Annotated in this window: 16 protein-coding genes; 10 read left to right on the top strand and 6 right to left on the bottom strand. The window is 68.0% G+C overall.

Annotated elements, in window-relative coordinates; all coding sequences use genetic code 11:
• Nucleotides 1-508: 508 nt before the first annotated feature.
• From ROR02_RS12715 to ROR02_RS12695, 5 genes are all read right to left on the bottom strand, one after another.
• A complete protein-coding gene (locus tag ROR02_RS12715; protein ID WP_147164411.1) occupies nucleotides 509-1,291 on the bottom strand; it encodes a succinate dehydrogenase iron-sulfur subunit in 783 nt (260 codons plus the stop codon).
• 27 nt (nucleotides 1,292-1,318) lie between these two features.
• Entirely contained in the window at nucleotides 1,319-3,103 is a 1,785-nt protein-coding gene (gene sdhA, locus ROR02_RS12710; RefSeq protein WP_147164409.1) for a succinate dehydrogenase flavoprotein subunit, read from the bottom strand.
• Nucleotides 3,104-3,110: 7 nt separating this feature from the next.
• Nucleotides 3,111-3,509, bottom strand: a complete 399-nt coding sequence (gene sdhD / locus ROR02_RS12705) for a succinate dehydrogenase, hydrophobic membrane anchor protein (RefSeq protein ID WP_147164408.1) — start codon at nucleotides 3,507-3,509, stop codon at nucleotides 3,111-3,113.
• A gap of 15 nt (nucleotides 3,510-3,524) precedes the next feature.
• Nucleotides 3,525-3,920 (bottom strand): succinate dehydrogenase, cytochrome b556 subunit, encoded by a 396-nt coding sequence (sdhC, locus tag ROR02_RS12700; protein ID WP_147164406.1) that lies wholly within the window; start codon nucleotides 3,918-3,920, stop codon nucleotides 3,525-3,527.
• Between the two features lie 295 nt (nucleotides 3,921-4,215).
• Nucleotides 4,216-5,742 carry a carboxypeptidase M32 gene (locus ROR02_RS12695; RefSeq protein ID WP_147164405.1) on the bottom strand — a complete coding sequence of 509 codons (1,527 nt, stop codon included), beginning with the start codon at nucleotides 5,740-5,742 and terminating at the stop codon, nucleotides 4,216-4,218.
• 104 nt (nucleotides 5,743-5,846) lie between these two features.
• On the opposite strand from ROR02_RS12695, the gene elbB reads away from it, so the two are divergent.
• Nucleotides 5,847-6,512, top strand: a complete 666-nt coding sequence (gene elbB, locus ROR02_RS12690; RefSeq protein WP_147164404.1) for an isoprenoid biosynthesis glyoxalase ElbB — start codon at nucleotides 5,847-5,849, stop codon at nucleotides 6,510-6,512.
• A gap of 241 nt (nucleotides 6,513-6,753) precedes the next feature.
• Nucleotides 6,754-8,775: a bifunctional diguanylate cyclase/phosphodiesterase gene (locus ROR02_RS12685; RefSeq protein WP_147164403.1), complete on the top strand. Its 2,022-nt coding sequence runs from the start codon at nucleotides 6,754-6,756 to the stop codon at nucleotides 8,773-8,775.
• A 41-nt stretch (nucleotides 8,776-8,816) separates the two neighbouring features.
• Here ROR02_RS12685 and ROR02_RS12680 read toward each other — a convergent pair whose 3' ends face one another.
• The gene (locus ROR02_RS12680; protein ID WP_147164402.1) at nucleotides 8,817-9,434 is read right to left on the bottom strand and encodes a ribonuclease HII; all 618 of its coding nucleotides are present in this window, start codon (nucleotides 9,432-9,434) and stop codon (nucleotides 8,817-8,819) included.
• 275 nt (nucleotides 9,435-9,709) lie between these two features.
• Between ROR02_RS12680 and ROR02_RS12675 the strand changes: the two genes are divergently transcribed.
• The 8 genes from ROR02_RS12675 (at nucleotide 9,710) to purF (ending at nucleotide 17,929) form a co-directional block, all read left to right on the top strand.
• Nucleotides 9,710-9,925 (top strand): hypothetical protein, encoded by a 216-nt coding sequence (locus ROR02_RS12675; protein ID WP_147164401.1) that lies wholly within the window; start codon nucleotides 9,710-9,712, stop codon nucleotides 9,923-9,925.
• A 105-nt stretch (nucleotides 9,926-10,030) separates the two neighbouring features.
• Nucleotides 10,031-11,557, top strand: a complete 1,527-nt coding sequence (locus ROR02_RS12670) for a replicative DNA helicase (protein ID WP_147164400.1) — start codon at nucleotides 10,031-10,033, stop codon at nucleotides 11,555-11,557.
• Nucleotides 11,558-11,563: 6 nt separating this feature from the next.
• A complete protein-coding gene (alr, locus tag ROR02_RS12665) occupies nucleotides 11,564-12,733 on the top strand; it encodes an alanine racemase (RefSeq protein ID WP_147164399.1) in 1,170 nt (389 codons plus the stop codon).
• Complete coding sequence (locus ROR02_RS12660; RefSeq protein ID WP_147164398.1) at nucleotides 12,730-13,512, top strand: MlaE family ABC transporter permease; 783 nt, start codon at nucleotides 12,730-12,732, stop codon at nucleotides 13,510-13,512. Before alr ends, ROR02_RS12660 begins: the two co-directional genes overlap by 4 nt.
• Entirely contained in the window at nucleotides 13,509-14,276 is a 768-nt protein-coding gene (locus tag ROR02_RS12655) for an ABC transporter ATP-binding protein (RefSeq protein ID WP_147164397.1), read from the top strand. The genes ROR02_RS12660 and ROR02_RS12655 overlap by 4 nt, the downstream gene beginning before the upstream one ends.
• A 4-nt stretch (nucleotides 14,277-14,280) precedes the next feature.
• The gene (gene radA / locus ROR02_RS12650; RefSeq protein ID WP_147164396.1) at nucleotides 14,281-15,711 is read left to right on the top strand and encodes a DNA repair protein RadA; all 1,431 of its coding nucleotides are present in this window, start codon (nucleotides 14,281-14,283) and stop codon (nucleotides 15,709-15,711) included.
• Complete coding sequence (locus tag ROR02_RS12645) at nucleotides 15,708-16,421, top strand: CvpA family protein (RefSeq protein WP_147164395.1); 714 nt, start codon at nucleotides 15,708-15,710, stop codon at nucleotides 16,419-16,421. The genes radA and ROR02_RS12645 overlap by 4 nt, the downstream gene beginning before the upstream one ends.
• A 41-nt stretch (nucleotides 16,422-16,462) precedes the next feature.
• Complete coding sequence (gene purF / locus ROR02_RS12640; protein ID WP_147164394.1) at nucleotides 16,463-17,929, top strand: amidophosphoribosyltransferase; 1,467 nt, start codon at nucleotides 16,463-16,465, stop codon at nucleotides 17,927-17,929.
• Nucleotides 17,930-18,124 lie beyond the last annotated feature (195 nt).

Genomic DNA, 18,124 nt, shown 5'->3' with positions numbered 1-18,124 from the left:
ATCTGACGCAATGCCTTCCACATCGACAGGGAGCGAATATTCCTCCCCGTTCGGCCCTTCGCCCCCGAGGGGGCTACCATGGCCTCTGCTGACTTCTCGCTCCGGTTCAATACCGTCGCCCTTTCAGGCATAAGGCGACACCTCCCCAGATAAGAACGCATTCCTTCACTGCACGGCCGCCGGATTTACGCCGCTTCCCCTTGGTCACAAGAGCTTCGCGGAACGTTGCCCGCTCGCCCTGGTCGGCACCGCCTCATATCCGGTTCTTGTCCATCGGCCCGCAGCTTCGCTCCACGCTTCCTCCCCACGGTCGGTCACCCTGCCGCAGTTGCGCTTCACTTCGCTCGCTGTGACCAGCTTACGACGGGACTTCCACCCGCAAGAACGCGCCCATGCTGGGCGCACAACGAAAAGCGGCGGCCCGCGCGCCGCCGCTTCCAAGGGGCCTGACGAGACCCCCTCTCCTGAACGCGACCGGGGAGGCGTTGATCCTCCCCGGAGCCAGGCATCAGCCGGCGCGCTGGAACATCTTGATCTTGAGCTGACCGATCGCCCGCCCGGGGTTCAGACCCTTGGGGCAGGTGGCCGTGCAGTTCATGATCGTGTGGCAGCGGAACAGGCGGAACGGATCGTCCAACTGGTCCAGGCGTTCGCCGGCGGCTTCGTCGCGGCTGTCGAACACCCAGCGGGCCGCTTGCATCAGCACGGCGGGGCCCAGGTAGCGATCGCCGTTCCACCAGTAGCTGGGGCAGCTGGTGGTGCAGCAGAAGCACAGGATGCACTCCCACATGCCATCCAGCACCGCCCGTTCCTCGGGGCTTTGCAGGCGCTCGGCATTGGGCGGCGGCGGGGTATCGCTCTTCAGCCAGGGCTCGATCGACGCGTATTGCGCGTAGATGTGCGTCAGATCGGGGACCAGGTCCTTGACCACCGGCAGGTGCGGCAGCGGCGTGATCACCACGTCGCCCTTGATGTCGGCGATCGGCTTCAGGCACGCCAGCGTATTGTTGGTGTCGATGTTCATCGAACACGACCCGCAAATACCCTCGCGGCAGGAGCGACGGAAGGTCAGCGTGGGATCGATTTCGTTCTTGATCTTGATCAGCGCGTCAAGAACCATCGGCCCACAGGTATCCATGTCCACCATGAAGGTGTCCATGCGCGGATTGCCGCCCTCCTCGGGATCCCAGCGGTAGATCTTGAAGGTACGGACGTTGGTTGCCCCCTCCGGCGCCGGGAAGGTTTTCCCCGGCTTGATCCGGCTGTTGGGAGGCAGCATGAACTCGACCATGTTCAGTCTCCAGCCTGTTCCCAGCCCTTAGTAGACGCGCGCCTTGGGTTCGATGTACGAGACCTCGTCGGTCAGGGTGTAGGTGTGCACCGGGCGGTAGCCCAGCGACACTTTGCCCTTGTCATCGATCCAAGCCAGGGTGTGCTTCATCCAGGTGGCGTCGTCGCGGTTGGGGAAGTCCTCGCGCGCGTGGGCGCCGCGGCTTTCCTGGCGGGCGGCGGCTCCATGGATGGTCGCCTGGGCGCAGGCCATCAGGTTTTCCAGCTCCAGGGCCTCGGCCAGATCGGTGTTGAAGATCAACGACCGGTCGGCGAGACGGATATCGGCCAGCGAACCGGCGATGCGGTCCACGGCCTCGCGGCCTTCCTCCAGGCTTTCGGCGGTGCGGAACACGGCCGCGTCGCGCTGCATGGCGCGCTGGAGATCGCCCCGGATTTCCGCCGTCGAGCGGGCGCCGGCGGCGGTGCGCAGGCGTTCCAGGCGCGAGCGGCCCAGCTCGTCGGTATCCGACTTCAGCGGCTTGTGGGACATGCCCGGGCGGATGACCTCGGCGGCGCGCAAGGCGGCGGCGCGACCGAACACCACCAGGTCCAGCAGCGAGTTGGTGCCCAGACGGTTGGCGCCGTGCACCGAGACGCAGGCGCATTCGCCCACCGCCATCAGGCCGGGGAACACGCGATCCGGCTCGTCGGCGGTCGGCGAAAGGACCTCGCCCCGGTAATTGGTGGGAATGCCGCCCATGTTGTAGTGGACGGTCGGCAGCACCGGGATCGGCTCGCGGGTGGCATCGACGCCCGAGAACACCTTGGCGGTCTCGGTGATGCCGGGCAGACGCGCGTGCAGCACGTCGGCGCCCAGGTGCTCCAGGTGCAGGTGGATGTGGTCGGACTCGGCGCCCACGCCCCGGCCTTCGCGAATTTCCACCGTCATCGCCCGGCTGACCACGTCGCGGCTGGCCAGGTCCTTGGCGGTGGGGGCGTAACGCTCCATGAAGCGCTCGCCCTTCGAGTTGGTCAGGTAGCCGCCTTCGCCGCGCGCGCCCTCGGTGATCAGGCAGCCCGAGCCATAAATGCCGGTCGGGTGGAACTGCACGAACTCCATGTCCTGCAAGGGCAGGCCGGCGCGGGCCACCATGCCGTTGCCGTCGCCGGTACAGGTATGGGCCGAGGTGCACGAGAAGTAGGCTCGGCCGTACCCGCCGGTGGCCAGCACCGTGGTGTGGGCCTTGAAGCGGTGCAAGGTGCCGTCTTCCATGCACCACGCGATCAGGCCGCGGCACACGCCGTCCTCGATCAGCAGATCAAGGGCGAAGTATTCCACGAAGAACTGCGCGTTATGCTTCAGCGACTGCTGATAGAGCGTGTGCAAGATGGCGTGGCCGGTGCGGTCGGCGGCGGCGCAGGCACGCTGCACCGGGGCTTCGCCGAAATTGCGCATGTGGCCGCCGAACGGGCGCTGGTAGATCTTGCCGTCGGGGGTGCGCGAAAAGGGCACGCCCGCGTGTTCCAGCTCGTAAACCGCCGGAATGGCCTCGCGGCACATGTATTCAATGGCGTCCTGGTCGCCCAGCCAGTCGGCACCCTTGACGGTGTCGTACATGTGCCACTGCCAGGAGTCCTCGGCCATGTTGCCAAGCGCGGCGCCGATGCCGCCCTGGGCGGCCACGGTGTGCGAGCGGGTGGGGAAGACCTTGGTCACGCAAGCGGTACGCAGGCCGGCCTGAACCATGCCGAAGGTCGCTCGCAGGCCCGCGCCGCCGGCCCCGACGACCACTGCGTCGTATTCGTGGTCGATGATCTCGTGCGATGCCATCTTGCGGTCAGCCTCCGACGCTGAGCTTGAGGATCGAAACGGCGGCCAGCGCGGCCCCCAGGGCGGCATACAGCTTGGTCGCGAACACGGCGATGTTCCGGGCGGTGTGCGCCTGAATGTAATCCTCCAGGATCACGATCAGGCCCAGCATGCCGTGATAGAAGCCGCACAGCACGGTCAGCAGCATGAGGGTGGCGTTGAAGGGCGAGCCCATGAACGCGACGATCTCGGCGTGCGAGGCCCCCAGGTTGGGGATCACCGCCACGAAGACGAACCACAGGGCCAAAGGCACCAGGGCGATGGCCGGCAGGCGCTCGGCCATCCAGTGGGAGGCCGCGCCTTCCTTGGCCGAACCCAGGCCACGGGCCCGGCCAAGGGCCGAGCGAAGCGAGGTTTCAAGTGACATCGGCGGGTCTCCCGGTCAAAGGGCGGCCAGGCCGGCGATCCACGCCAGCACGGACAACGTGGCGGCGGCGCCAATCGCGATGGCTCCGGTCTTGCGCAAGGTGGGCATGTCGAAGCCGAAGCCCGTGTCCCACAGGAGATGACGAATACCGTTGCACAGGTGGTAGAACAGAACCACCGTGAACCCGAACAGAACCAGGTATCCGAACCAGGTTCCATAGAACCCTTGAACCGCTTCGAACGCGCTCGCGCCGGAGGCGGCGGATACAATCCACAGCAGGAAGAAGAACGTTCCCGCCGTCATCAGAACCGCTCCGAAGACTCGGAACGTGATGGACAGCATCGACGTTACTTTTGTGTGGAGCTTATAGACTTGCAGGTGGGGGGAGAGGGGCCTGGGATGCGTTTTCATGGCGTCAGCCTCATCGCGGGTCGGCTGGGGCGGAAGGGGACGCGATCCATCCCGGGGCCCAAGGGCCGCCGGGATCCCATCCCCCTTTTCGGCAATGCGCTGTTGCATACCGGTTCCGTCGGGGCAAGTCAACGCGCCTCCCATCCACGGGGTGGGACTTTACCGGCTAGAAATGAAAGCGCTTCTTATTTGCGAATACCACGCAACCGCATGGCCCGTGTCATGCAACCGTCACGCCCGAAGCCGGGCCGGGACACCCATCCCGACCCGCTTCCCCGCGCGCCACGCCGTGGGCTCACCCCTCCAGATAGCGCCGGCGCAGGTGGTCCTTGAACACCTGGGCGTCGAGCGGGCGCCCCGTGGCCGCGCTCAGCAGGGCGTCGGTGGACAGCAGGCTGGCCCGCGCGTGGATCTCGCGGCGCAGCCACCCGAGCAGGGGGGCCACCTCGCCCCGGGCCAGGGCGGGGGTGATCGCGGGGTCGGCCCGGCGGGCGGCGTCGAACACCTGGGCGGCGGTCATCGCCCCCAGGGTGTAGGTGGGGAAGTAGCCCCAGGCGCCATCGTACCAGTGGATATCCTGCAAGCAGCCCAGGCGGTCGTTGGGGGGGCGGATGCCCAGCAGGCGCTCGCTCAGATCGTTCCAGGCTCCGGGCAGGTCGGCGACCGCCAGATCGCCTTCGATCATCGCGCGTTCCAGGCGAAAGCGCAAAATGACGTGGGCGGGATAGGTGACCTCGTCGGCCTCCACCCGGATGAAGCCGGGCTCGACCCGGGTCAGGGCGCGACACAGGGTCTCGGTTTCCCATTCCGGCCCCTGGCCCCCGAATCGCTCCCGCCACACGGGCGCGGCCCACGCCACCCAGGCGGGATCCCGGCACACCTGCATTTCAAACAGCAACGACTGGCTTTCGTGCACGCTCATGCCGCGCGCGCGGCCCACCGGCTGGTCCAGCCAGTCGGCGGGGAGGCCCTGTTCATAGAGGGCATGGCCGGTTTCATGAATCACACTGAAAAGGGCGCTGATGAAATCGCCGTCGTCGTAGCGGGTGGTCAGGCGCACGTCGCGGGGCGTGCCGCCGCAAAAGGGATGAGCCGACACGTCCAGGCGCCCGGCCGAGAAATCGAACCCCAGGCGCGCCATGGTCTCGCGCCCCAGGGCTTCCTGGGCCACCCGGGGAAAGACGCCCGTGGGCCGGTTGGCCGGGCCCTTCGCCTTCTGGCGTTCCATGACCGCGCCCAGGAAATCGGGCAGGAAGGTTTCCAGGTCCGCGAACAACGCCTCGATGGCCGCGACCTTGCCGCCCGGCTCGTATTCATCCAGCAGCGCGTCGTAGAGCCCGCAGCCCAGGGCCTCGGCCTTGGCCCGGGCGCTTTCGCGCACCAAGGCCAGCAGGGCTTCGAGCGGCTGTTGCACCAAGGCGAAGTCGGCCTGGGGCCGGGCCGCGCGCCAGGCCTGCTCGCACACGCTGGCTCCCCGGGCCAGGGCCTCGACCAGGTCGCGGGGCAGCGCGGTGGCGTGGACATGGCGCCGGCGCATTTCGGCCCGGTTGGCCTGGTGCCAGGAGGCGACGACCGGATCGCCGGCGCCTTGTTCCGTCTCGGCGTCGTCCAGGAGGTGGCCGGTCTCGGGCGCGGCCAGGATGTCGTGGTGCAGGCCGCTCAGGACCGCGATCTGTTCGGCGCGTCCCTCGCCGCCGCCGTCGGGCATCACCGCCGCCCGGTCCCATTGCAAGATGGCAAGGGCGTCCTCGATCGCCGAAAGGCGGGCGAAGCGCTGGTGCAAGGCGCGGGCGGCGGGCGTGGTCGGGATCGGGCTTGGCATGATCGGAGGTTCACCGTATCCAGGAAAAGACAACCCAAGGGGCGGAAACCGGGCCCGGGGCCGGGCACCGGGACCTTCCTTCCCCGACTATGAGGAGCCCCCCCATGACGCACAAGCCCCGCTTCGCCGTGTTCCTGTCCGGCTGCGGCGTTTTCGATGGCGCCGAAATCCACGAAAGCGTCCTGTCCTTGCTGGCGATCGACCGCCATGGCGGCACCTATCAATGCTTCGCGCCCGATATTCCCCAGCACCATGTCATCGATCACCGCACCGGCCAGCCCACCGGCGAAACCCGCAACGTGCTGAGCGAGGCCGCCCGCATTGCGCGGGGCGCGATCGCCGATCTCGCCACCTTCGACCCCGCCGCCTTCGACATCGTGCTGTTGCCGGGCGGCTTTGGCGTGGCCAAGAACTTCTGCACCTTCGCCTTCGATGGCCCGGCCTGCGCGGTGGACCCCACGGTCGAGGCCGCCATTCGCGCCGCCCATGCCGCCGGCCTGCCGATCGGGGCCCTGTGCATCGCGCCTGCCCTGATCGCGCGCATCCTGGGCCCGGTCACCGTGACCATCGGCCAGGACGAGGGCACCGCCAAGGCCATCCAGTCCCTGGGCGCCACCCACCGCGCGGCGCGTCCCACCGAGGTGGTGGTGGATCCCGATACCCGGGTGGTCACCACGCCGTGCTACATGCTGAACTCGTCGATCAGCCAGATCGCCGACGGCGCCGACGGCGCCGTGCGCGCGCTGATCGAGTTGCTCCCTCGCCCCTGACATCTGTCTGGCGAGTCGGTCCGCCCGCCGGTTTCGCGTCGCCGGGCGGACGCGAATTCCCTGGTTCAAACCGGGACGGGAACAAAATTCCCCCCGGATCCGCCCCCCAGCCGAGCAAATCCACACCTGGGATGAAGGTTTTATAACAACCCCCGGGGGTGATTGACGCTGTCCCCAAAGGCGGTGTGTATGGGGCCCCGGGGCGCGGAGCGCCGCGGGCTTTCGGGAGCCAATCGGCAGCATGAGCGAGACAACCAGCCGGGGGGGACCGGTCAATCACAGCACGGGCAACGCCGGCGAGGGCCCCTCCTCCCGGCTTGAGCGCCCTTGGTTTCGCCCGCGCTTCACCTTGAACCCCACGAGTGGACCCGGCGCGGGCGCGCCAGCGCCGGGGGAGGACTCCCCCGTTGAGCGCGATCTCGCGCAACCACCGGCCCACCGGCGCTCCTGGTCCGCGATCGTTGCCGGACTCGACGTGGCCTTGCAACCTGTAATAAGCCTTTCCAGCGGGCGCGCGGTGGGCTTCGAGGCCTTGTTGCGCAACACCGAGCCGGCCGGCTTCGCCGAGGTCCGCGAAATGCAAGACGAGGCCTGGCGCACCGCCACCTTGGAAGGCACGGCCGCGTTGCCCCGCGAGATCGAGCTGGCCGGCTGGCGCCTGGCCTTGGGCAAGTTCGCGACCCTGCCCGACCGGGGCGACGCCCGCTTGTACCTGAACCTTGATCCGCGCTTGCTGCCCTTCTGGCCCGAGATGGGCAAAATCCTGGAGCAGCTGCGCGAACAGGCCGGCGTTGCCCGAACCCACCTTGCCCTGGAAATCAGCGAGCGCCTGCCGGTGCTCGATCACGACAGCATGGGCGCCCAGGCCAACGCGGTGGAAAAAACCCTGGAACGGATCGGGGCCGTGGTGAACGCCATCCGCGCCCAGGTGGGCAAGGTGGCGCTGGATGATTTCGGGGTGGGCTTCGCGAGCCTCCCCTTGCTGCGCGCGGTCAAGCCCGATCTGGTCAAGATTGATCGTTTCTTCGTCCACGACGCCGCCAACGACCAGTCGCGCAAGCTCTTCTTGGCCAACATGGCCAACGTCTGCCACCTCATGGGGGTGCAGGTGGTGGCCAAGGGCCTGGAATCGATCGAGGATTATCACGCCTGCCGCGATGCCGGATGCGACCAGGCGCAAGGGCGCCTGCTGGCCAGCCCGCAAACCGACCCCGCCTTGTTGCGGGCCGAATACCCCGAGGTGCTGGACTACAACGCCTCGGAACAACGGCGCATCGGCGGCGATCAGCATCTGGTCGCCGCCCAGATCACCGAAAGCACGCCCATTGTGTTCCCCGCCTCGATGACCGAGGTCTTCGAGCGCTTCCGCCAGGAAAAAAGCCGCACCTTCTTTCCCGTGGTCGATGCCACCCGCGAGCCCATGGGCATCGTGCGCGAGGTTGACCTGAAGGAATACACCTACTCGCTGTATGGCAAGGATCTGATCAGCAACAAGGGGCTGGGATTGGGACTGGCCGATTTCATCACCCGCTGCCCCACCGTGGACATCGCGACCCGGGCCGAGAAAATCCTGGAAGCCTTTTCGTCGAACAGCCGCTCGGAAGGGCTGATCATCACCGAGGACGGCCGCTATCGGGGCTTCCTGACCGCCTCGTCGTTGCTGCGCGTGATCAATGAAAAGAACCTGGCCGCCGCGCGCGACCAGAACCCCCTCACCCGCCTCGCCGGCAACTCGGCGATCGCCGACTTCCTGGGCGATGCCCTGGCCGACAACGGCACCGCCTTGACCCTCGCCTACATCGACTTCGACAACTTCAAGCCCTTCAACGACAAGTATGGCTTCCGCCAGGGCGACCGCGCCATCTTGCTGTTTGCCGACCTGATGCGCGCCGAGGTGAATGGCGAAGGCGTGTTCGTGGGCCACATCGGGGGCGACGATTTCTTCGCCGCCTTCCGCGACCTGCCCGAGGACGAGGCCGAGGCGCGGATCCGTGCCCTGACCGCCAAGTTCGAAAGCGACGTCGCCAGTTTCTACGACGAGGAAACCCGGGCGCGGGGCTCGGTGCGGGCCCGCGACCGCCACGGCATCGAACGCGACATGCCGCTTCTGGGGGCCAGCGCCGCCGTGGTCCACCTGCCCGCCGGCCACGCCACCCGCGATATCGACGCCATCAGCGGCCTGATCGCCACCCTCAAGAAGGAAGCCAAGCAGGCCCCCGACCGTCTGGCCGTGGCCACGATCGCCAAGCGCCCCGCCGCCTGAGCTTCCCCCACCGTTCCCCGCCGCCCGCCCCTCCCCTATCGCTATCGCGGGTCGTTCAGCACCGCGCGCACCGGCGCGAACGAACGGCGATGATGGGGTGTCGCCCCCAGCCGGATCAGGGCCTCGCGGTGGGCCCGCGTGCCATAGCCCGCGTTTTTCTCCCACGCGTACCCGGGATACCGCCGGGCCAGCGCCGCCATCAGATCGTCGCGCAGCACCTTGGCCACGATGCTGGCCGCCGCCACCGACAGCACCCGGCCATCCCCCCCCACCACCGCGTGCCCGGGACAGGGCAAGGCCGGCAGGTGAACGCCATCGACCACCGCCTGGTCGGGCACGAAGGGCAACGCCGCCACCGCCCGCGTCATCGCCAGCAGCGCCGCTTGCAGGATATTCAGGCGGTCGATCTCGGCCACGCACGCCGCCCCCAGCCCCACGCTGATCCCCGGATCCTGGCGCAACGCCACGGCCAGGGCCCGACGCTTGCGATCGTTCAATCGTTTCGAGTCGTCGATCAGAAGCCCCAGCGCGGGATCGAACCGGGCCGGATCGATGACAACAGCCGCCGCGACCACCGGTCCGGCCAGGGGTCCGCGTCCCACTTCGTCTATACCGGCCACCCGTCCGCCCAGCGTGGCCTCCAGACTCAAATCCGGCATGACCCGTGCCCCTTCACACTCTTGACAAGAGTTTCCAATCGGATGACTCTTCCGTGACGATTATTGACCCGCGTTCCGCGCTTATCATCGCGGTGATTCTTCGTACTGTTGGGTGACCGTGTGCCCATCGAATGCGCATTGCCTCTTGTGCTGACCTGAAAATGTCCTAATCCTGTCATGGGAAACAAACCGGAACCGCTCTAGGATTATCGCCATTCGAAGGCCCGAACCCGGTGGGTTGGGGCCTCCCTGGAACCACCGCCCCGGGAGGGATCATGATGGACCCTTTCACCGCCGCCCGTCCTTCGCATGGGCCAGCCCTGGGATCCCAGGACACCGTGCACGTTGATCTTGGCGACAACCGCGTCATCGCCGTGCCGCGAGATCTTTACGCCCTGGTTGTGTACCCCGCGCCGCTGGAACGCGACGCCTGGGAAACCGCGGCGCCCCAAGCCTTCGAAACCGTGTTCGACACACCCGGGATCCGCTGACCCCTGGCGCCCCCCGGTCCAGCAAGCCCGTGGCGCCCGTGTCACGGCACGCCCGCGCCGCGAAGCCCCCTTACCCCGGCCGGTCATCCTGGCTAGGATGGGGCCATGAGCACGAGCCCCCTTTCCCTCTCGCCCCCGCTGGCTCCCCCCGGAGCCGGCGAGGCGCCGATCCGCCAGCCTCCCGCCAACCTGGAAGCGGAGCAAGCCCTGTTGGGCGCCCTGCTGACCAACAACCGCGTCATGGAACGCGTGGGCGAGTTCCTGGCTCCCGAGCATTTCGCCCACCCCGCGCATCGCGTCATCTATCAGGCCTGCGTGACCTTGATCGAACAAGGACACTTGGCCAACCCGGTCACCTTGAAGCCCTACCTCGCCAACCGTCCCGAGCTGGAAGCGGTGGGCGGCGGGGCCTACTTGGTCGATCTGATGGACGCCGTGGTCACGGTGATCAATGCCGAGGACTACGGCCGCCTGATTCATGATCTGCACCTGCGTCGCGAGTTGATCGCCCTGGGCGACGACATGGTCAACGACGCCTTCGAGATCACCCTGGAAAGCACCGCCGTCGACCAGATCGAAGGGGCCGAGAAGCGCCTGTTCGAACTGGCCACCACCGGCCAGCAAGACAGCGGACCGCGCGCCTTTCGCGATGCCCTGATCGGTGCCATCGCCATGGCCGAAAAGGCCCACCGTCGCGAGGGCGAGCTGTCGGGCGTGCCCACGCGCCTGATCGACCTCGACAAGAAACTGGGCGGCCTGCACGATTCCGACCTGCTCATCCTGGCCGGGCGCCCCTCCATGGGCAAGACCGCGCTCGCCACCAACATTGCCTTCAACGCCGCCCAATCCTTCCTGGATGCGCGCAACGCCGGCGAGCCGTCGCGCGGCGTGGTGTTTTTTTCGCTGGAAATGTCATCCGAACAGCTGGCCACCCGTATCTTGTCGGAACAAGCCGAGGTTTCCTCGCACCGGCTGCGCACCGGCGAACTGACCAACGAGGATTTCGACCGCGTCTTGCAAGTCGCCGCCGCCTTGCACGAGGTGCCGTTGTTCATCGACGACACCCCGGCCCTGACGGTGTCGGCCATGCGCACCCGCTGCCGCCGCCTGGCCCGGGCGCATGGGGGATCGGGGTCGGGGCTGGGCCTGATCGTGGTTGACTACCTTCAGCTGCTCCAGGCCAGCCGCAATGAAAAGTCGGACAACCGGGTTCAGGAAGTGTCGGCGATTACCCGGGGCCTCAAGGCCCTGGCCAAGGAGCTGAACGTGCCCGTGCTGGCGCTGTCGCAGTTGTCGCGCCAGGTTGAACAGCGCGACGACAAGCGCCCGCAGCTTTCCGACCTGCGCGAATCCGGGTCGATCGAACAAGACGCCGACGTCGTCATGTTCGTGTTCCGCGAACAGTATTACCTTGAACGGGCCGAGCCCCTGCGCAAGCCCGAGGAAACCGAGGACCGCTTCGCCGAACGCACCGCCGCCTGGATGAAGCGCTGCGAGGAGGCCCACAACCGCGCCGAGGTCATCGTCGCCAAGCAGCGCCACGGCCCGATCGGCACGGTGAGCCTGTTCTTCGATGGCAACTACACCCGCTTTGGCAACCTTCAGGGCGGGGAACCGCCCATGGAGCTATGATCCGCGATGGAGACTCCCTCTCCTGCCTCCCGTCTTGCCGTACCCGCTGGCCTGGCCGCGGCCACGGCGGTTCTCACCATCGATCTTGACGCCATCGCCGGCAACTGGCGCGCGGCGGCCGCCTGCCTGCCCCCGGGGGCGCGCGCCGCCGGGGTGATCAAGGCCGACGCCTATGGCTGCGGGGCCCGCCGCGTGCTGCCCGCCCTGGCCCAGGCCGGCTGTCGGGATTTCTTCGTGGCCCTGATCGACGAAGCCCTGGCCGTGCGCGACCTCCTGCCGCCGGGGGGGCGCTTGTTCGTGCTTTCGGGCCCGCCGCCCGGGGCCGAGGCCCTGATGCGCGAGAGCGGCCTGATCCCGGTGCTCAACAGCCTGGAGCAGATCCACGCCTGGGCCCGGGCCGCCCGCGAGGCCGGCACCGGCCCGGCTCCGGCCGCCTGGCACGTCGATACCGGCATGACCCGCCTGGGCCTGGACCTGGGCGAGCTGGCCGACCTGATGGCCGCCCCCCTGCCCGAGGGCCTCGCGCTCCCGGTCTTGCTGATGAGCCATCTGGCCTGCGCCGACGACCCCGGCCACCCGCTGACCGACCGCCAGGTGGAAACCTTCGCGCGCGCCCACGCCTTGCTGCCCGGCGTGCCCACCAGCCTTGGCGCCTCGTCCGGGATTTTTCGCGGGCCCGCGACCCAAGGCGATCTGGTCCGCCCCGGCGCCTTGCTCTATGGCCTCAATCCCACCCCGGAAAAGCCCTCGCCCGTGCGCCCCGTGGTGCGCCTTGAGGCGAAAATCCTGCAAGGGCGCCTCCTTGACGCCCCCCATCCCGTTGGCTATGGTGCCACCGTCACGCTTCCCGCCCATCGCCGTCTGGCGACGGTAGGGGTCGGGTATGCCGATGGATATCCCCGGGCCGCCGGGAATCGGGGCCTTGGCGTGCTGGCCGGCACCGTTGTTCCCGTCGTCGGGCGCATCTCCATGGACCTGATCACCCTGGACGTTACCGAGGTTCCGCCCGCCCAGGTTCATCCCGGCGCCCTGGTCGAACTGCTGGGCCCCACCTTCGATGCCGACGCCCTGGCCGGATGCGCGGGCACCATTGGCTACGAGATCCTGACCGGGCTGGGCCGTCGCTGCTTGCGTGTTTATCTGGGCGGGCCGCCCGACACCCAGGAGGGACCATGAACCCCCTCGTCTTGCTTGGCGTGGTTGGACGCGTTTTCCTTACCTTCCTGCGCCACGTCGGGCGCCTGACCGTGTTCACCGTGACCGCGCTGGGCCACTGCGTGCGCCCGCCGTTCTTTCCGCGCCTGATCGGGCGCCAGATGATCGAGATCGGGTATTTTTCCCTGCCCGTGGTCGGCCTGACCGCCATTTTCACCGGCATGGTGCTGGCCTTGCAAAGCCACACCGGCTTTGCCCGCTTCTCGGCCGAAGGGGCCATCGCCACCGTGGTGGCCCTGTCGATGACCCGGGAACTGGGCCCGGTGCTGGCCGGCCTGATGGTCGCGGGGCGCATCGGCGCCGCCATGGCCGCCGAAATCGGCACCATGCGCGTGACCGAGCAGATCGACGCCCTGACCACCTTGTCGACCAATCCCTATAAATACCTGGTGGTGCCGCGCCTGATCGCCGGCCTCACCATGCTGCCGATCCTGGTTCTGGTCGCCGACATCATCGGCATTTTCGGCGGCTACCTGGTCGGCACCACCAAGCTGGGCTTCACCCCCATAGGCTACGTCAGCCGCACCTGGGAATTCCTGGAGCCGATGGACGTGATCAGCGGCCTGGTCAAGGCCGCCGCGTTTGGCTTTGTCATCGCCTTGATGGGCTGCTACCACGGCAACCATTCGCGCGGTGGCGCGCAAGGCGTGGGCAAGGCCACCACCAACGCCGTGGTCAGCGCCTCGATCCTGATCTTGGTTCTCAACTACCTTCTCACTGAACTGTTCTTCGCCCAATGACCCCGAAAATCGCCCTGGCCGGCCTGAAGAAGGCCTTTGGTCCCAAGACGGTCCTTGATGGCCTCGACCTGGAGGTGGCGCCCGGGGAATCGCTGGTCATCATCGGCGGCTCGGGCACCGGCAAGTCGGTGGCGCTCAAGTGCATCCTGGGCCTGCTGCGCCCCGACAGCGGGTCGATCCGCATCGACGACCAGGAAACGGTGCGCCTGAGCGGACGCGCCCGCGAACGCCTGATGACCCGCGTCGGCATGCTGTTCCAGGGCGCGGCGCTGTTCGACAGCCTGACGATATGGGAAAACGTCGCCTTCGGCCTGATGCAAGGCCACGGCATGCGCCGTGCCCAGGCCCGTCAGACGGCGATCGACACCCTGGCCCAGGTCGGCCTGGACGCCGACGTGGCCGACCTGGCCCCGGCCGAGCTGTCGGGGGGCATGCAAAAGCGCGTGGGGCTGGCCCGCGCCATCGCCGCCAAGCCCGAGATCATCTTTTTCGACGAGCCCACCACCGGCCTGGATCCGATCATGGCCGACGTGATCAACGACCTGATCCTCAAATGCGTGCGCACCCTGGGGGCCACCGCCTTGTCCATTACCCACGACATGGCCAGCGCCCGCAAGATCGCCGACCGCATTGCCATGCTGCACCAGGGCCGGGTGATCTGGGAGGGGCCGGCCGATACCGTGCACCACTCGGGCAACCCCTACGTGGAGCAGTTCGTCAACGGACGCGCCGAGGGGCCGATCCGCATGAGCGTGCGCGCCTGACACCATGGCCCGGCCCAGCGCCCGATTCGTGTGCCAGTCCTGCGGGGCGGTTTCGCCGCGCTGGGTGGGGCGCTGCGAGTCCTGCGGGGCCTGGAACAGCCTCCAGGAAGAAGCCCCGGCCGAACCCCTGACCCGGGGCCAGACGGGCGGCAAGGGCGGGCGCCTGGTGCCGCTGGTGGGCCTGGAAGGGGCCGACGCGCCGCCGGCCCGCCTGCCCACCGGACTGGCCGAACTCGACCGGGTGAGCGGCGGCGGGCTGGTGCCGGGCTCGGCCCTGCTGGTGGGCGGCGACCCGGGCATTGGCAAATCCACCTTGATGCTGCAAGTCAGCGCCGCCCTTGCCCTGGGAGGTGCCCGCTCGGTGTATCTGTCGGGCGAGGAAGCGGTGGAGCAGGTACGGCTGCGCGCGCGCCGGCTGGGGCTGGCCCATGCCCCGGTGGCCCTGGCCTCGGCCACCAACCTGCGCGACATCCTGGCCACCCTGGACGCCGGCGCCGCGCCCGACGTGGTGATCATCGATTCCATTCAGACCATGGTGCTCGATACCCTGGACTCGGCTCCGGGCACGGTGTCGCAGGTGCGCGCCGGGGCCCATGAACTGATTCGCGCCGCCAAGCGCCGGGGCTTCGTCTTGTTCCTGATCGGCCACGTGACCAAGGACGGCCAGCTGGCCGGGCCGCGCGTGATGGAACACATGGTCGACGCGGTGCTGTATTTCGAAGGCGAGCGCGGCCATCCCTTTCGCATCTTGCGCGCGGTCAAGAACCGCTTCGGCGCCACCGACGAAATCGGGGTGTTCGAGATGTCCGATCGCGGCCTGGTCGAGGTGCCGAATCCGTCGGCCCTGTTCCTGGCCGAGCGGCGCGGCAACGTCACCGGCTCGTGCGTGTTCGCGGGCATGGAAGGCACCCGGCCCATGCTGGTTGAAATCCAGGCCCTGGTCGCGCCCTCGGGCGGGGGGACACCCCGGCGCGCCGTGGTGGGGTGGGACGCGGGGCGTCTTGCCATGGTGCTGGCGGTGCTGGAAGCCCGGTGCGGCCTTGCGCTGGGCGGCAATGACGTATATCTGAACGTTGCCGGCGGCCTCAGGATCACCGAGCCCGCCGCCGATCTCGCGGTGGCCGCGGCGCTTCTGTCCTCTTTCCTTGCGGTCCCCGTGCCCGCCGACATGGTTGTGTTCGGCGAGGTCGGGCTTTCGGGCGAGGTGCGGGCGGTGGCGCACGGTGACACCCGGCTGAAGGAAGCCGCCAAATTGGGTTTCGCCCAGGCCCTGACCCCCGCCCGTCCCCGCGATGGCGCGCGGCGGGGAGGATCGGGCCGTGATGCCAGGGAAGGACTCACCATGCGTGAAATCGGCCACCTTCAGGACTTGGCCGCCCTGTTCGGCCCCCCCGCCCCTGAATCGACCCCTCCCGCCCGGACGCCCGTTCCATGACCGGCTGGCCGATCAATCCCGTGGACCTGGTGGTCCTGGCTGTCTTGCTGCTCTCGGCGGTGCTGGCCTTCATGCGCGGCTTTGTCCACGAAGTCCTGGGCATCGCCGCCTGGGTCGGCGCGGCGACCGTCGCGCTGGCCGGGCACAAGGCCCTGGCCCCCCTGATGCGCGGCCTCGTGCCGGGCAGCGCCGACTGGGTGGCCGAGGCCGCCGCCGGCGCGGTCTTGTTCCTGGCCACCTTGATTCTTCTGTTCATCCTGACCGGGGCCATTGCCCGTCAGGTCCGCAAGACCGCGCTCAACACCTTGGACCGTTCGCTGGGCTTTTTGTTTGGCCTGGCGCGGGGGGCCCTGATCTTGATCGCGCTGTCGATCGGCGTCACCTGGCTGATGCCCCCCGACCGCCGCCCCGAGTGGGTGCGCGCCGCCGCCAGCATGCCGATTCTGGACCGGGGCACGCGCATCGCCCTGGAGGTTCTCCCCGAACCCCTGCGCGGACGGACCCACGACATCGGCACCCAAGCCGGCGCCGCCGCCGACCGGGTCGAAGACCTGCTGGACACGGGCCGCGCGGTGCAAGACGTGCAAAGCCATTTCGAACGCCTGGCCGATCCGCAACCCCAAGCGCCGCAAACCGACGCCACCGGCCCCGTGGGCTATGGCAACGGCCAGCGGCGCGACCTTGACCGCCTCATCGAAAGCACCCGCTAGGACCGCCTTTCACGGCCTCCCGGCGGGCAGGGAACCCAGACATGACAGCCTGCGCCCTCTCAACCGACCCCTTCGATCCCCTTGAGGGCGATACCTTGCACGAGGAATGCGGGGTGTTCGGGGTGTTCAACGACCCCGACGCCGCCGCCCACGTGGCCCTGGGCCTGCACGCGCTCCAGCACCGGGGCCAGGAAGCGGCGGGCATCGTTTCGTTCGACGGCAGCCAGTTCCATTCGGTCAAGGGCCCGGGCCATGTGTCCGAGAACTTCCGCGCCGAGGGCCTGATCGCCGGCCTTCAGGGGCATTCGGCCATTGGCCACGTCCGCTATTCGACCAGCGGCGGCACGGTCATGCGCAACATCCAGCCCCTGTTCGCCGAATTTGCCTTTGGCGGCCTGGCCATTGCCCACAATGGCAACCTGACCAACGCCCTGACCTTGCGCGAGACCCTGGTCAACCGGGGCTGCCTGTTCCAATCGACCAGCGATACCGAGGTGATCATTCATCTGATCGCCATTTCCATCTGCTCGTCGGTCGAGGAACGGATCATCGACGCCTTGCGTCAGGTCCAGGGCGCCTATTCGATCGTGGCGCTCACCAACCATGCCCTGATCGGCGTGCGCGATCCCATGGGGATCCGCCCCCTGGTTCTGGGCCAGCTGGACGGCGCCTACCTGCTGGCCTCGGAAACCTGCGCCCTCGACATCATCGGGGCCGAGTTCGTGCGCGACGTGGAACCGGGCGAGCTGGTGGTGATCACCGAAAACGGCATCACCTCGCAGCGCCCCTTCCCGGCCCGGCCCTCGCATTTTTGCGTGTTCGAGTACATCTACTTCGCCCGCCCCGACAGCATCGTTGAAAACCGCAGCGTTTACGACGTGCGCAAGGCGATTGGCCGCGAGCTGGCCCGCGAAAGCCACGTGCCCGCCGACGTGGTGGTGCCGGTGCCCGATTCCGGGGTGCCGAGCGCGCTGGGCTACGCCGCCGAGGCCGGGCTTCCCTTTGAATACGGCATCATCCGCAATCACTACGTGGGGCGCACCTTCATTCAGCCCACCGACAAGACCCGGAACCTTGGGGTCAAGCGCAAGCACAACCCCAACCGCAGCCAGTTGGAAGGCAAGCGGGTGATCCTGGTCGACGACAGCATCGTGCGCGGCACCACCTCGACCAAGATCGTGGAAATGGTCCGCCAGGCCGGCGCGCTGGAAGTCCACATGCGCATCAGCAGCCCGCCCACCATCCACCCCTGCTATTACGGCATCGACACCCCCGAGCGCGACAAGCTCCTGGCCGCCAACTACTCGGTCGAGGACATGGCGCGACTGCTGGGCGTGGACAGCTTGGCCTTTGTCAGCCTTGAGGGGCTTTACCGCGCCGCCGGCACGCCCGAGCGCGATCCGGTGTGTCCGCAGTTCTGCGACGCCTGCTTCTCGGGCACCTACCCCATCGCCAACCGCGACCGCGCCCTGACCAGCCTGCGCCGGCCAGCCCTGTTCAACGACTAGGGCTTGTCCGGAAAAAGCGAAAACCGCTTTTCGGATCAGCCGAAGGTAAATGCAAAGGGTTGGAGCATCGTGCCCGCATCTGGTTTCACGCACGATGCCCTGACGCCACGGATCGGGGAGGAACGAGGCCAGGGCGGGCCGGGCCGGGGGAACACCACGGCCTGGGCCGCCCTGGCCTTGCCTTTCCGCCCCCCC

Source organism: Pararhodospirillum oryzae (assembly GCF_007992075.1).
GTDB lineage: Bacteria > Pseudomonadota > Alphaproteobacteria > Rhodospirillales > Rhodospirillaceae > Pararhodospirillum > Pararhodospirillum oryzae.
This window is presented reverse-complemented; position numbering and strand designations above follow the sequence as displayed.